This is a genomic window from Nitrincola tapanii (assembly GCF_008368715.1).
In the GTDB taxonomy this organism is placed as follows: Bacteria; Pseudomonadota; Gammaproteobacteria; order Pseudomonadales; family Balneatricaceae; genus Nitrincola; species Nitrincola tapanii.
On sequence record NZ_SMRS01000008.1, the window covers coordinates 1 to 13,739 of the forward strand.

16 protein-coding genes and 1 rRNA gene are annotated in these 13,739 nt (G+C 49.2%); 16 read left to right on the top strand and 1 reads right to left on the bottom strand.

Annotated elements, in window-relative coordinates; genetic code table 11:
- The 3 genes from rrf to E1H14_RS10690 all read left to right on the top strand — a co-directional run.
- Window positions 1-78 (top strand): 5S ribosomal RNA (rrf, locus tag E1H14_RS13455); the annotation flags it as partial.
- Window positions 79-264: 186 nt separating this feature from the next.
- A complete protein-coding gene (locus tag E1H14_RS10685) occupies window positions 265-519 on the top strand; it encodes an FAD assembly factor SdhE (RefSeq protein ID WP_149391470.1) in 255 nt (84 codons plus the stop codon).
- On the top strand, window positions 497-946 hold the full coding sequence (locus E1H14_RS10690; RefSeq protein ID WP_149391471.1) for a protein YgfX: 450 nt from the start codon (window positions 497-499) through the stop codon (window positions 944-946). Before E1H14_RS10685 ends, E1H14_RS10690 begins: the two co-directional genes overlap by 23 nt.
- On the opposite strand, the gene nadB is transcribed toward E1H14_RS10690, so the two are convergent.
- On the bottom strand, window positions 882-2,528 hold the full coding sequence (gene nadB, locus E1H14_RS10695; protein WP_149391472.1) for an L-aspartate oxidase: 1,647 nt from the start codon (window positions 2,526-2,528) through the stop codon (window positions 882-884). The two genes, E1H14_RS10690 and nadB, sit on opposite strands and share 65 nt — an antisense overlap.
- Before the next feature lie 233 nt (window positions 2,529-2,761).
- Here nadB and rpoE point away from each other — a divergent pair, with 233 nt between their 5' ends.
- The 13 genes from rpoE to cysM all read left to right on the top strand — a co-directional run bounded on the left by rpoE (window position 2,762) and on the right by cysM (window position 13,730).
- Window positions 2,762-3,352, top strand: coding sequence for an RNA polymerase sigma factor RpoE (gene rpoE, locus E1H14_RS10700; RefSeq protein WP_149391473.1), 591 nt, complete (start codon window positions 2,762-2,764; stop codon window positions 3,350-3,352).
- Between the two features lie 48 nt (window positions 3,353-3,400).
- Window positions 3,401-4,246: a MucB/RseB C-terminal domain-containing protein gene (locus tag E1H14_RS10705; protein ID WP_149391474.1), complete on the top strand. Its 846-nt coding sequence runs from the start codon at window positions 3,401-3,403 to the stop codon at window positions 4,244-4,246.
- A 4-nt stretch (window positions 4,247-4,250) separates the two neighbouring features.
- Entirely contained in the window at window positions 4,251-4,688 is a 438-nt protein-coding gene (locus E1H14_RS10710; protein ID WP_149391475.1) for a SoxR reducing system RseC family protein, read from the top strand.
- Between the two features lie 33 nt (window positions 4,689-4,721).
- Window positions 4,722-6,161 carry a DegQ family serine endoprotease gene (locus E1H14_RS10715; protein WP_149391476.1) on the top strand — a complete coding sequence of 480 codons (1,440 nt, stop codon included), beginning with the start codon at window positions 4,722-4,724 and terminating at the stop codon, window positions 6,159-6,161.
- A 167-nt stretch (window positions 6,162-6,328) separates the two neighbouring features.
- The gene (gene lepA / locus E1H14_RS10720) at window positions 6,329-8,128 is read left to right on the top strand and encodes a translation elongation factor 4 (RefSeq protein ID WP_149391477.1); all 1,800 of its coding nucleotides are present in this window, start codon (window positions 6,329-6,331) and stop codon (window positions 8,126-8,128) included.
- A 7-nt stretch (window positions 8,129-8,135) separates the two neighbouring features.
- Window positions 8,136-8,948 (top strand): signal peptidase I, encoded by an 813-nt coding sequence (gene lepB, locus E1H14_RS10725; RefSeq protein WP_149391478.1) that lies wholly within the window; start codon window positions 8,136-8,138, stop codon window positions 8,946-8,948.
- A gap of 8 nt (window positions 8,949-8,956) precedes the next feature.
- A complete protein-coding gene (locus tag E1H14_RS10730; protein ID WP_235017444.1) occupies window positions 8,957-9,340 on the top strand; it encodes a DUF4845 domain-containing protein in 384 nt (127 codons plus the stop codon).
- Window positions 9,337-10,026, top strand: a complete 690-nt coding sequence (gene rnc, locus E1H14_RS10735) for a ribonuclease III (protein ID WP_149391479.1) — start codon at window positions 9,337-9,339, stop codon at window positions 10,024-10,026. The genes E1H14_RS10730 and rnc overlap by 4 nt, the downstream gene beginning before the upstream one ends.
- Window positions 10,019-10,921 carry a GTPase Era gene (gene era, locus E1H14_RS10740; protein ID WP_149391480.1) on the top strand — a complete coding sequence of 301 codons (903 nt, stop codon included), beginning with the start codon at window positions 10,019-10,021 and terminating at the stop codon, window positions 10,919-10,921. The genes rnc and era overlap by 8 nt, the downstream gene beginning before the upstream one ends.
- Window positions 10,921-11,610, top strand: coding sequence for a DNA repair protein RecO (gene recO / locus E1H14_RS10745; RefSeq protein ID WP_149391481.1), 690 nt, complete (start codon window positions 10,921-10,923; stop codon window positions 11,608-11,610). The genes era and recO overlap by 1 nt, the downstream gene beginning before the upstream one ends.
- Window positions 11,611-12,378, top strand: a complete 768-nt coding sequence (gene pdxJ, locus E1H14_RS10750; protein ID WP_149391482.1) for a pyridoxine 5'-phosphate synthase — start codon at window positions 11,611-11,613, stop codon at window positions 12,376-12,378. It abuts the gene before it with no gap.
- Window positions 12,375-12,749, top strand: coding sequence for a holo-ACP synthase (locus E1H14_RS10755; protein ID WP_149391483.1), 375 nt, complete (start codon window positions 12,375-12,377; stop codon window positions 12,747-12,749). The genes pdxJ and E1H14_RS10755 overlap by 4 nt, the downstream gene beginning before the upstream one ends.
- Window positions 12,750-12,827: 78 nt before the next feature.
- Window positions 12,828-13,730, top strand: coding sequence for a cysteine synthase CysM (gene cysM / locus E1H14_RS10760; protein WP_149391484.1), 903 nt, complete (start codon window positions 12,828-12,830; stop codon window positions 13,728-13,730).
- Window positions 13,731-13,739: the final 9 nt, after the last annotated feature.

A 13,739-nucleotide genomic window follows, 5' to 3' on the forward strand; every position in this document is an offset into this window, starting at 1 on the left:
TCCGAACTCAGTCGTGAAACGCGTCATCGCCGATGGTAGTGTGGGGTCTCCCCATGTGAGAGTAGGTCATCGCCAGGCACCTAATACGAGAAACCCTCATCACTTCGTGGTGGGGGTTTTTTTATGCCAGTGAATTAGAGTTAAATCAGAGAGCAGTGCTTTTGTGTTTTTTGTTTTCATACTATGATCATTTGTTTAGCTTTTTGAGTACAAGGCGTTTAACCTGTAATTTTTATACCTTCAGGCATTAGCAGGAAAGGAAAGATGTATTCAGAAGAAGATATTAGACGTTTAGCTTGGCAGAGCCGTCGTGGCATGCTGGAGTTAGATGTATTGCTTGGCCCCTTTGTGAATGAGGCTTTTCGGGATCTTGCAATAGAAGACCAAGATCGCTTTGTTAAACTGCTGGATTCTGAGGATCAGGATCTCTTTATGTGGTTTATGCAGCGCTCTGTTCCCGAAGATCCAGATCTACAGCGCATTGTGGAGTTGATTCTTGCTCGGGTTCAACCAGCTTGAAATAAAAGTTCATCCATCGCCGTGGCTGCGCATCTTTTTTGTCGCAGCCCATATTTTGTTTATTCTTTGCTTACATCTTGCCTACTTTCCATTCCTAGCTAACTTGGTACTTTCTCTTGTACTGATTTTGAGCTTGAGTGTCACCTTAAATGACTATGTAAAGATTGCTGAATTTGAACTTTACTGGGACTGTATAGAGCATGATCTTTGGATAAAGCCTGTGCATCAAGATTGGCTAAGAGTGATTAAACTACACAGCTTTACTCTATTACCTTGGCTCATCACCATGCAAGTGTACACAGAAACCGAAGCTCAGAAGCGTTGGCTTATTATTGCTAAAGACAGCGTCAATTCAGATGATTTTAGGCGTTTGACGGTTCGTTTGAACCTGCAGCCGCGCGTAAAGAGTCCGGCCAGGGATAGTTAACTGGCGCTAAAATTGTATCTTGAACTTCTGTACTTGTGCTTGGGAAGTCTTTGGTGAAGTGCAGTCCGCGACTTTCCCGACGTTGCATAGCGCTTAAAATGATTAACTCGGCAACTGTCGCGAGATTACGCAATTCCACTAAATCACGGCTGATTTTATAGTTGGAGTAGTATTCCAAAATCTCTTGTTGGAGCATGTGAATACGATGCTGCGCACGCTGTAGGCGTTTGCTGGTACGAACGATCCCAACATAATCCCACATAAAGCGGCGCATTTCGTCCCAGTTGTGCGAGATAATCACATCTTCATCAGAGTCGGTGACTTGTGATTCATCCCAAGCGGGGATATCAACATCGGTCACGCGATCCACTTTAGGTAATTCTTGTGCAATGATTTGTGCGGCAGAGCGTGCATACACAATACATTCAAGTAACGAGTTAGATGCCAATCTATTGGCGCCATGCAGCCCCGTGAAGGCTGTTTCACCTATTGCAAAGAGTCCTGGAATATCCGTGCGGCCTTGCTGATCTGTCATCACTCCACCACAGGTATAGTGGGCTGCGGGGACAACAGGAATGGGTTCGCGTGTAATATCTATGCCGAAGTTTAAGCATTGCTCATAAATGGTAGGGAAGTGTTCGGTAATAAATTTGGCAGGTTTGTGCGAGATATCTAGATAAACACAATCACAACCTAAGCGTTTCATCTCATGGTCAATCGCACGCGCCACAATGTCACGAGGTGCGAGTTCACCCCGTGCATCAAATTTATGCATAAAAGGGCTGCCATCGGGTAGAAGCAATCTACCGCCTTCACCACGTACAGCTTCTGTAATTAAGAAGGATTTTGCTTTGGGGTGATAAAGGCAAGTGGGATGGAATTGATTAAATTCCATATTGGCAACACGACAACCCGCACGCCATGCCATCGCGATGCCATCACCGGTTGTGCCATCATGGTTGCTGGTATAAAGGTAAGCTTTGGAGGCGCCCCCTGTTGCCAAGATCACAAAACGTGCTTTGAACGCACTGATCTGGCCACTTCGGTGATTTAACACATAAGCACCCACACAACGATTCTGCGCCAGCCCTAATTTTTTGCGGGTAATTAAATCGATGGCAATATGATGCTCAAACACTTCAATGGATGTGCATTGTCGTACGTTATTGATCAGGGTTTCATGTACAGCGCGTCCTGTCGCATCGGAAGCATGGATAATACGTCTTTGCGAATGCCCTCCTTCTTTTGTGAGATGGTAGTCGTTTTCTTCTCGCGTGAAGGGAACTCCTTGGTCTATCAGCCAGTGAATTGCTTCGGGACCGTTCTCAATCGTATGGCGTACCGCAAGCGGTAAGCTTAACTGAGCACCGGCAACCATCGTATCTTGAATATGCTGTTCATAGCTGTCTTTAGGATCTAAGACCGCCGCAATGCCCCCCTGAGCTAACCAAGTTGAACCCGTTTGAATGCTTCCCTTGCTGAGTACTGCGATTTGCCCTCGTTCGGCCAAATGCAAAGCAAGAGTCAGACCGGCAGCTCCACTTCCGATCACCAATACATCAAACTCTTTATTCTGGGTCATTGCGTCTTCTCATCCGACTTTTGTCTGATAGGCTAGAAAGCTATTATGCAATGCTTGAGCCTCTAAGGTTAGCTTTGTGATTAAAAAACTTTTCTTGGAACTTATTTCCAGCAACTTACTCACAGAGATAACTGTGAATTTATAGGTCTGGACTTGCAATGCTGGAGTTGATCACTACATACTGATTTTCCATTTTTCGTATCACAGACTTTCGGTATTGTTAAGGATCTCCTGTGTCAGACGATAACCCGGTAAGTGCAGACCAGCAGTTGGTTGAGCGGGTACAGGCGGGCGATAAAACCGCTTTTGATCTCTTGGTGAGAAAGTATCAGCATAAAATTGTCGGTCTGATCTCCCGCTATATTTACGATCACCATGAAGCGATGGATGTGGCTCAGGAGGCTTTTATTAAAGCTTACCGTGCTTTGCCACGTTTTCGTGGGGACAGTGCCTTTTATACTTGGCTTTATCGAATTGCGATCAACACAGCGAAGAATCATCTGGTAGCGCGAGGTCGACGGCCGCCCGATACTGATGTCGATGTAGGGGACGCGGAGTACTTTGAAGTCGACTCAGATCTGAGAGAGATTGAAAATCCTGAAAACCAACTTTATCGAGATGAGTTGCAAGCCGCGATCAATCGTGTCCTCAACCGGTTACCGGAAGAGTTACGTGTGGCTTTAACGTTGCGTGAATTTGATGGCTTGAGTTATGAAGATATCGCTCAGGTGATGAATTGCCCCGTAGGGACGGTTCGTTCCAGGATATTTCGAGCGCGTGAGGCGATTGACCTCGAAATTGCGCCGATGCTGAAAGATGATTAACCCTATTGACCTAGTGTGTTGCAGAACTAGGGTTTTGAGGTAAGTAAGATGACTACGCAAAATGATGCCTTATCGGCTTTGATGGATGGGGAGCTCAGTGAGCTAGAGCTGCGCCGTTTATTAAAAGCATCAGCGACCGATGCAGAGGTGGCTGCAAAATGGCAACGTTATCACTTGGTCAGAGATGTCATGCACCAGCAAGTACCTTGCAAGAGTATGGATCTTGCACAGCGTGTCTCGGTAGCTTTAGACGATACACCCTCTATTCCCCAAGACCCGGACGAGCCAGACCATTTACGCCTCCCACGCCACGTCAGTTTGGTTTCATCCTTGGCCAGTATGGCTGTTGCGGCATCGGTCACGGCGGTCGTGATTCTCGGTGCAGGTTGGTATCAGCAGGATACGTCTGTGGGTTCTGCCGCTTTGGCTCAAGCACCGGCCAACTTATCTCTACCGAACACTGCGAATTCACGTCATCAATATGCGCAATTGACCAGTTTGGGGCAGTTGCCTTCCGGTTATAGTTCTTTTGCAGCGGACGCAGATGTGATCCGCATGTCGGATGATTTGAGTCATTATATCCAGCAACATCGTCATTTGTTGGCCGAGCAGGCTCAGCCTGGCTGGGAGATCGCTTGGGTCCCGCAGGGTTATGCCAAGGTGCGTCACGACTTCACTCAGGCGGGTGAGGTCGTTGTCTTTTCCAACGGACGCAGTCATTTTTCAGTCAGTGTTGAAGCTCTAGGCCCTAAGCATGCGGCTGAAGGTATCTCGTATCAAGGAGACCTGATTGCCTTGGGACGTGTGCAGGATGAAAGCTTTGTTGCCGTTGTGGGTGAGATGCCTTTGATGGTCGCTGAGCGTATCGCGGCTTCTGTGGTTTCAGTGAGATAAGTCTGTGATCGAAGAGCAGGCTAAGGTGGTCGCCTTAGAGGCAGATAGAATCACTATACGTGCTACACGAATGAGTGCTTGTGGAGTATGCCAGGCTGCTGAGGCTTGTGGTGCTCGTAAGCTGGGGCAACTATTTAAAAGTCCCGATGTGGAGATGTCGATTGCGAACCCTCAGGCTCTGTCAGTCGAAATAGGGCAGCAGGTGTTAGTCGGTTTACATGAACAGGCATTTCTCAGAGCTGCATTGATTCTTTATCTTACCCCTCTAGTCGCTATGCTGTTCAGCGTGTTGTTGATGGCAATGTTCACTTCAATCGAGGGTTGGTTAATTCTGGCCTCGTTGATTGGGTTGGGTCTGGGTTTTGTATTGGGCAGGATCTTTTCGCGTTATTTTTTGTCCGATATGACCTATCAACCCGTTTTACTTAAAGTGCTTTCCTGATTATTTGATCGCTAATAACAAGGTTAAACAAGCATGAAAATCTCGACTTCCTATTCGTGGCGTTCTTTTTGGATTGGTGTCTGGTGCTGCTTGGCTCTTGGCATCTCAACATCTGCCTTCGCGCAGGCTCTTCCTGATTTTAAATCCTTGGTTAAGGAAGCGGCACCTGCGGTGGTGAATATCAGCACCGTTCAGCGTGCGAATACCCAAGAAGCTTTTGATCCGTTCAGTCAGTTTCGTGGCCCGGGGGGTGACGAAATTCCCGAAATTTTCCGGCATTTCTTCCGTGGTTTTCCTGAGCAAGCTCCGCGTCGAGGTGCACCGGCACCGCGTTCTTTAGGCTCGGGTTTTATCATCTCTGAAGATGGTTATCTGCTCACCAACCATCACGTGATTCAAGATGCTGAGAAGGTCATCGTGCGTCTGAGTGATCGACGTGAAATGGAGGCTAAGGTCATAGGTTCGGATGCGCGTTCTGATGTCGCTTTGCTGAAGATTGAAGCGCAAGATCTGCCTTATGTGAAAATAGGTCAATCCCAATCTCTTGAAGTGGGGGAGTGGGTGTTGGCGATAGGCTCACCCTTTGGTTTTGATCATAGTGTGACGGCAGGTATCGTCAGTGCGACAGAGCGTTCTTTGGCAAATGATACTTATGTCCCTTTCATTCAGACCGATGTGGCGATCAATCCAGGTAACTCAGGTGGCCCGTTGTTTAATCTTGCTGGTGAGGTAGTCGGAATCAATTCACAGATCTACACTCGCTCAGGAGGATTTATGGGGTTATCCTTCGCCATTCCCATTGATGTGGCGATGGAAGTGTCGAATCAACTCAAAGGTCAGGGGTATGTAACACGTGGCTGGTTAGGCGTAGTCATACAAGAGGTGAATCGAGATCTGGCTGAGTCTTTTGGGTTGGATAAGCCTATGGGGGCTTTAGTCGTGAAGGTCATGGAGGAGAGTCCCGCTCTGGCGGCGGGCTTGCGTGAGGGGGATGTTATCCTGCGTTTCAATCGCCAAATTATCAATCAATCGTCCGATCTGCCTCATCAAGTTGGGCGCATTAAACCTGGGGAGCGGGTTGCACTTGAGGTGATGCGTGAAGGGCGTCGTCAAACTCTGCGTGTTACGATCGGAACACTGCCGAGTGAAGAAGAGTTAGCTCGCACCTCATCGACGGAACCCGAAATCTCTTCCCAGCCTGCCTTGGGTTTAAGGGTTGAGCCTTTAACATCTGAACAACGTGAGCGCTGGTCAGTGTCGGCTGGTGTTGTCGTAGCACAGGTCGAAGAGGGTGTGGGGGCTGCAGCAGGCCTGATGGTAGGCGATGTGATCACCATGTTGAATGGTCAGCGTGTAGAGACGCCTCAGGACTTTTATGAGATCGCGGCCAACTTGCCAAAAAATCGTGCGGTACCCATGCGTATCGTGCGTCGTGGTAGTCCTCTTTTTATTCCTCTAAGGCCCGCACCATAAGTTCAGGGCTCTGAGTTCTACTTTCTCCACTCTGAAGAGCGGTATCGGTTGGCTCGATATCGCTCTCTGGCCACCGCTCGGATGGCTGAAAGCGCTTGAATACGTTAGACTAGCGCGCTTGCTGCCGGTAGTGTGCCGGCGATCAAACTTCAATTGAGACATGCATCGTGAGTAACCTCGACCATATCCGCAACTTTTCCATTATCGCCCATATCGACCACGGTAAATCGACACTGGCTGATCGGTTTATTCAAATCTGTGGTGGATTGTCTGACCGAGAAATGGCGGAGCAGGTGCTGGATTCGATGGATATCGAACGAGAGCGCGGTATTACGATCAAAGCGCAAAGCGTAACACTCAACTACACCGCTAAGGATGGTCAGACCTATCAATTGAACTTTATCGATACTCCCGGCCATGTTGACTTCTCTTACGAAGTGTCGCGCTCGCTGGCAGCCTGCGAAGGTGCTTTGTTAGTAGTGGATGCGGCTCAGGGCGTTGAGGCTCAGTCGGTTGCGAACTGTTATACCGCGATTGAGCAGGGCCTGGAAGTGGTGCCCGTTCTGAACAAGATGGATCTGCCGCAAGCTGAACCTGAGCGTGTTAAAATTGAAATCGAAGAGGTGATTGGGATCGATGCGACCCATGCGACGCCTTGCTCAGCAAAAAGTGGTATGGGGGTTGAGGAGGTGTTGGAGGAACTGATTCGCTTAGTCCCTCCGCCTGAAGGCGACATCGATGCACCTCTGCAGGCGTTGATTATTGATTCCTGGTTTGATAACTATCTTGGCGTTGTGTCTTTAGTGCGTGTCAAACACGGCTGCCTGCGTAAAAAAGATAAGATTCTGGTGAAGTCAACCGGTCAAACTTACTTGGCTGATGCCGTGGGTGTCTTTACCCCTAAACGTTTGATTACCGGTGAGCTGAAAGCGGGTGAAGTAGGATTTGTTGTCGCCGGTATTAAAGATATTCATGGTGCTCCAGTCGGTGACACTCTGACACTGGCTAAGACACCGGATGTTGAAAGTTTACCGGGTTTCCAAAAGGTTCAGCCGCAGGTTTATGCCGGCCTTTTCCCAACCAGCGCAGATGATTACGAAGACTTCCGTGAGGCGCTGGATAAATTAACCCTGAACGATGCTTCCTTATTCTTCGAGCCAGAAACATCCGATGCCTTAGGCTTTGGTTTCCGCTGTGGATTCTTGGGTATGCTACACATGGAGATCATTCAGGAACGCCTGGAGCGTGAGTATGATCTGGATCTGATTACCACAGCCCCGACTGTTATCTATGAGATTGAACTGAACAACGGTGAGGTAGTGCACATAGATAGCCCCTCAAAATTACCGGATCCTGGCAGTATTCGGGAGATGCGCGAACCGATTGTGGCAGCGAATATTCTGGTACCTCAGGATTATCTCGGACAGGTCATTGGCCTCTGTGTAGATAAACGCGGCGTACAGAAGAATATGCATTTCGTTGGTAAACAAGTGCAGCTCTCATACGAGTTACCTATGGCAGAAGTGGTTTTGGATTTCTTTGATCGTCTGAAGTCTGTAAGTCGCGGTTACGCATCACTTGAATATAATTTTATCCGCTTTGAGCCGGCACGCTTGGTGCGTCTGGACATTCTGATTAATGGTGAACGTGTTGATGCGTTGGCTGTGATTCTACACAAGGACAATGCGCTTTATCGTGGCCGTTTGCTCTGCGAAAAGATGAAAGATCTAATTCCTCGTCAGATGTTTGATGTGGCGATTCAGGCAGCTATTGGCGGTAAAGTCATCGCTCGCACCACCGTGAAGGCGTTGCGTAAAAACGTATTGGCTAAGTGTTATGGCGGTGACGTCAGTCGTAAGAAAAAACTCTTAGCGAAGCAGAAAGAGGGTAAAAAGCGCATGAAGCAGGTGGGCCGTGTCGAAATCCCACAGGATGCTTTCTTGGCCGTATTAAAAGTGGATAGCTGAGGTAAGGATGGACTTTGATTTTTCGCTTATCCTCGTCCTGGCAACGCTGGTGACCGGCGTGCTTTGGGGAGTGGATCATCTGTTCTTTCGCCCAGGGCGGCTTAACAAGCTTGAGCAGGCGCAAGCACAAACGCAAGAACCTTTAACCGAGCCGGTAAAGGAGGCTCTATTGCGCCAACCCGGTTGGGCAGATGTTTCACGTTCCATGTTCCCGGTGCTCGCCGTAGTGTTGGTGCTACGTTCCTTTGTTTTTGAGCCTTTTCAGATCCCTTCAGGCTCCATGTTGCCGACTCTGCAAATTGGCGATTTTATTCTGGTGAATAAGTACCATTATGGACTGCGTTTACCGGTGACCCATACCAAGATCCTCAGCCTGAATGAACCTGAGCGCGGTGAGGTCGCTGTTTTTCGCTATCCACAACAGCCCTCAATCAACTATATTAAACGCGTGATTGGCTTGCCGGGTGATGTCATCAGTTACCACAACAAAACCTTGTTTGTGAACGGTGAGGCTGTACCTGCCGCGCTAATTTCGGGCCTGCCGCCACACAGTCCCGAAGTGCTTTTGCTCAGTGAAACGCTGGGTGAGCATCGCTATCAGGTGTATCAAGACTTAGGGCGACCTGCAATGAGTGCGCAGTGGGTGGTGCCTGAGGGGCATTATTTCTTTGTCGGGGATAACCGCGACAATAGTAATGACAGCCGTTATTGGGGATATGTCTCGGAGCAGTTGTTAGTGGGTAAGGCGGTGGCGGTTTGGATGCATTGGGATAATTTCTTCAGCTTACCGGATTTCAGCATTATCCGTTGGATTAAATAGGACTCAACATGGATAAACAGATGATCTACGCCAGACAAACAGGGGCTTCCTTCTTTGCCACTCTGTTTGTGGTTCTGTCCGTTGGATTTTTTATGACGGTTGCGTTTAAGCTTTTTACCCCCTACTGGGATCATAAAACCATCAGTTCTGTTGTTAAAGCGACCAGTGAAGATCGTGAAGAACTGGCACGTCCGCTTGCTCAGATCCGCACCAATATCAATCGTAAGTTTCAGATCAATCAAGTTGCTTTGCCTGATCGTGATGCGCTGAAAATTACCGACCAAGCCGGTATTCTCACCTTTCATTTACAGTATGAAGTGCGTGTACCGATGTTTTTTAATGTGGATGCGGTCGTGAAGTTTGAAGAAACCTACGAGGGCAGACGCCCTTGATTAAACCAGTTCATGAGTTAGCCCGGCGTTTAGGACATCAGTTCCAGGACGAATCTTTGTTTGAGTTAGCCTTAACTCACCGGAGTTGTGGCAAGCGTAACAACGAGCGCCTAGAGTTTCTGGGCGACTCCATCCTCAATTTTGTGGTCGCGGATGATCTGTTCCAGCGTTTTCCGCAAGCCAAAGAAGGACAGATGAGTCGTCTAAGAGCCCTGATGGTCAAGGGTGAAACCCTGGCAGAAGTAGCGCGTGAGTTGGGTTTGGGCGATTACTTACGCTTAGGGTCTGGGGAATTAAAAAGTGGCGGTTTTCGTCGTGACTCCATCCTCGCCGATGCAGTGGAAGCCATTATCGGTGCGCTGTATTTAGATGCCGGTCTTGAAGTCGCACGCGAATATATTTTGCGCTGGTTTGGACGGCGCTTAAATGAACTCGATCTAGATGGTTCGATTAAAGACTCAAAAACACGGTTACAAGAGTTTCTGCAAGGGCGGCGTTTAGATTTGCCAGAGTATGAGCTGGTGAGTGTTGAGGGTGAGGCCCATGCGCAGATCTTCCATATACGTTGTCACAGTAGCCTGCTTGATGCGCCCTGTGAGGGGGTTGGCAGTAGCCGTCGCCAAGCCGAACAAGAAGCCGCTAAACAAGCGCTTGAGCGCTTGAAACAGGATAAAAAGAATGACTGAAGAATCGACCCGCTGTGGTTTTGTGGCCATTGTTGGGCGTCCGAATGTGGGTAAATCCACCTTAATGAACCACATTCTCGGCCAGAAAATCAGTATCACATCGCGTAAACCGCAAACTACGCGTCATCAGATTCTGGGAATCAAGACCCAAGGTCAGGATCAAATGATCTATGTGGATACACCTGGTTTACACGATGATGCGAGCGGTAAAGCACTGAATCGCTTTATGAACAAGGCCGCTGCAGAAGCTCTGCGCTTTGTCGATCTGATCATTTTTATGGTGGATCGTACGCGCTGGATGCCAGAAGATGAGTTGGTGCTCAATAAACTAATGCATGTTAAGGCACCTGTGGTACTCGTCGTTAACAAAGTGGATCAGCTTAAAGATAAAAGTGAGCTGTTACCGCATATCGATATGATTAAAGCAAAACGCGAGTTTGTCGCGATTTTGCCGCTCTCAGCAAAGCAAGGCCACAATGTTGAGGCGCTCGAAGAACTCGTTCGGCAGTATCTCCCGCAAGGGCCGCACCACTTCCCTGAAGATCAGATTACAGATCGTAGTTCACGTTTTGTCGTGGCTGAGATTGTGCGCGAGAAACTGATGCGTAATCTTGGTGATGAAGTACCTTATGGTGTCACGGTTGAGATCGAAGAGTTTGCACATGACGGGACTCTTTTAACGATCAGCGCTCTGATCTTGGTTGAGCGCGAAGGGCAAAAACGCATTGTGATTGGCGATAAGGGCGCGGTGTTAAAAGCGATTGGTCGTGATGCCCGACTGGATATTGAGCGTATGTTTGAATGCAAAGTCATGCTCAACCTTTGGGTCAAAGTCCGGCGCGGCTGGTCGGATGATGAGCGCGCGTTGCGCAGCCTCGGTTATGGTCAGGAATAATGCCCGCCGCACAGGAGCTCAGTGCGGCTTATGTGCTGCATACTCGAGCCTATCGAGAAACTAGCCTGTTAGTGGATCTTTTTACCTTAGAGCAAGGGCGCGTTTCAGCGGTGGCACGGGGCGCCCGTCGGCGCGGAGCCTCTGGCCGCTACCAACTTCAGGCGTTCCAGCCTATCCAGGCGAGTTGGACTGGGCGTCAAGCCTTAAAACAATTGACCCATGCCGAACCTGCGGGTGTGCAACCACAACTACAAGGGCGCAGTTTGTTATGTGGCTTGTATGCCAACGAATTGTTGCAGCGTTTATTGCCTGAATTTGAATCCTGCCCTCAGCTTTATCTTTATTACACTTATTTGCTCAATGAGTTACATCTGGCCAATGACTTGGAAGGTGCTCTGCGTACTTTTGAACGTAAGCTGCTGGACACCTTGGGTTATGCCTTTCCTTGGCCGCCGTTACAGGATCAGCAGATCCATTACCAATATACGCCCGAGACAGGTTTTACACCCTGTATGGCCTCTCAGTACAGTTATCCCGGCATACACTTACAAGCGATCGCGGAAGATTGTTACGAATTGCCGGAAACGAAACGTCTAGCCAAGCGTTTAATGCGTACGGCATTAGCTGAAGTGTTAGGCCCCAAACCTTTAAAAAGTCGTGAGTTGTTTTTATCCACCAGGAGACTCTAAATGAATCCAGGTCAGCGCTTGTTGTTAGGCGTGAACATAGATCATATTGCCACTTTGCGTCAGGCACGTGGAACGCGTTATCCCGATCCAGTCCATGCCGCTTTGTTGGCAGAGGAAGCCGGTGCAGATGGAATTACTGTGCATTTACGTGAGGATCGCCGCCATATTCAAGAGCGTGATATTCGAATTCTGGCTCAGGTTTTGCAGACACGCATGAACCTGGAGATGGCGCTGACTCAGGAGATGCTTGATTTTGCACGCGAGATTGCCCCCGCACATATTTGCTTAGTTCCGGAAAAGCGCGAAGAGCTAACGACTGAAGGGGGCTTAGACGTTATTCAATATGAAGATTCCGTCAAGCGCTTCTGCCATGAACTGGGCGAGCAGGGAGCAGAGGTCTCTCTGTTTATTGATCCAGATGAGGCTCAGATTGACGCGGCTGTGCGTGTCGGTGCCCCCGCGATCGAACTCCACACGGGGGCGTATGCCGAGGCGTCAGGAAGCGCACAAATGGCTGAACTGGAACGTATTCGTGCGGCGGCAGTCTATGCTCATCAATGTGGTTTGATTGTGAATGCTGGCCATGGTTTGCATTACCACAACACCCAAGAGATCGCACAAATCCTGGAGCTGAATGAGCTGAATATTGGCCATGCTTTGATTGCACACGCGATGTTTGTCGGTTTGAAGGCCGCCGTGGTGGAGATGCAGCATCTGATGCAACACGCACGTAGTCAGGCCTGGCAGTTAGCGCAGTTGTCGGTATGATTGTTGGGGTCGGGGTAGATATGGTGGTAATTGAACGCATGGCGCAAGCTTTGCAGAGAACGCCTCGTATTGCCCGGCGCTTATTAGCCGATGCCGAATGGCTTGAGTTTGAGCAGGTGAAAGATCCGGCACGTTTTTTAGCCAAGCGTTTTGCAGTAAAAGAAGCTGTTCTCAAGGCGCTGGGGACCGGCTTAGCACAAGGGATCTCCTGGCAGGAAATCTGTGTACAAAAAACCGCTGCAGGGCAGCCCTATGTCACTTTACAAGGGCAAGCGGCTCGACAGGCGGAAAGCTTAGGTATACAACACTGGCATGTATCCTACTCAGATGAAAAAGCTCAGGTCGTTGCGCTGGCGATTGCAGAAAAATAATAAGCCTAATCTAGGCGTGTGCAGACAACTTAAAATTAAAGGTCGAGGCTCGGCCTCTCCTATATAAGGTTTTATGGGATGACAACTAGACACTACCCCACCATTGCCGACTGTGTTGGCCAGACTCCCCTAGTACGTTTACAACGTATTTCTGTTCCCAATAACAACCTAGTGTTATGTAAATTAGAGGGCAACAACCCGGCAGGGTCGGTCAAGGACCGGCCGGCACTGAGTATGATCAGCCTGGCCGAGGCGCGTGGCACTATTCGTCCGGGAGATACCTTAATTGAGGCCACTTCGGGCAATACAGGGATTGCTTTAGCCATGGCAGCCGCGATCAAAGGCTATCGTATGAAGTTGATCATGCCCGCGAATATGAGCCAAGAGCGTAAATCGGCGATGAGTGCCTATGGTGCTGAGCTGATTGAGGTGAGTCGTGAAGAAGGGATGGAAGGAGCGCGTGATCTCGCATTGACTCTGCAGGCACAAGGTGAAGGTGTCGTTTTGGATCAGTTCTCCAATCCTGATAATCCAGAAGCGCATTATCGCACCACGGGGCCTGAGCTTTGGCAGCAAACCGGGGGAGAAATCACCCATTTTGTTAGCTCTATGGGGACGACGGGCACCATTATGGGCACCTCACGCTACTTAAAAGAGCAGAATCCAGATATCCAAATTATAGGGTTACAGCCTGCAGATGGTGCCGCGATTCCGGGAATTCGACGTTGGCCCGAAGCCTATCTTCCCAGCATATTTGAGCGCCCACGTGTCGATTGGGTGTTGGATATTCAGCAGCAGGATGCGGAAAACATGATGCGACGTTTAGCGCGGGAAGAGGGCATTTTTGCGGGTGTCTCCTCAGGCGGCTCTGTCGTGGGAGCTTTGCAGGTTGCGGAGCAGACAGAAAACGCGACGATCGTGTGCATCATCTGTGATCGTGGTGATCGTTATTTATCCACAGGTGTATTTGATCCGCGTTAAGGGATTCGG

Excerpts from the sequence above, each read along its gene's own strand:
- E1H14_RS10685 (WP_149391470.1), top strand. The coding sequence starts at position 265 with ATGTATTCAGAAGAAGATATTAGACGTTTAGCTTGGCAGAGCCGTCGT.
- nadB (WP_149391472.1), bottom strand. The coding sequence starts at position 2,528 with ATGACCCAGAATAAAGAGTTTGATGTATTGGTGATCGGAAGTGGAGCT.
- E1H14_RS10705 (WP_149391474.1), top strand. The coding sequence starts at position 3,401 with ATGACTACGCAAAATGATGCCTTATCGGCTTTGATGGATGGGGAGCTC.
- E1H14_RS10715 (WP_149391476.1), top strand. The coding sequence starts at position 4,722 with ATGAAAATCTCGACTTCCTATTCGTGGCGTTCTTTTTGGATTGGTGTC.
- lepB (WP_149391478.1), top strand. The coding sequence starts at position 8,136 with ATGGACTTTGATTTTTCGCTTATCCTCGTCCTGGCAACGCTGGTGACC.
- E1H14_RS10730 (WP_235017444.1), top strand. The coding sequence starts at position 8,957 with ATGGATAAACAGATGATCTACGCCAGACAAACAGGGGCTTCCTTCTTT.
- era (WP_149391480.1), top strand. The coding sequence starts at position 10,019 with ATGACTGAAGAATCGACCCGCTGTGGTTTTGTGGCCATTGTTGGGCGT.
- recO (WP_149391481.1), top strand. The coding sequence starts at position 10,921 with ATGCCCGCCGCACAGGAGCTCAGTGCGGCTTATGTGCTGCATACTCGA.
- pdxJ (WP_149391482.1), top strand. The coding sequence starts at position 11,611 with ATGAATCCAGGTCAGCGCTTGTTGTTAGGCGTGAACATAGATCATATT.
- E1H14_RS10755 (WP_149391483.1), top strand. The coding sequence starts at position 12,375 with ATGATTGTTGGGGTCGGGGTAGATATGGTGGTAATTGAACGCATGGCG.
- cysM (WP_149391484.1), top strand. The coding sequence starts at position 12,828 with ATGACAACTAGACACTACCCCACCATTGCCGACTGTGTTGGCCAGACT.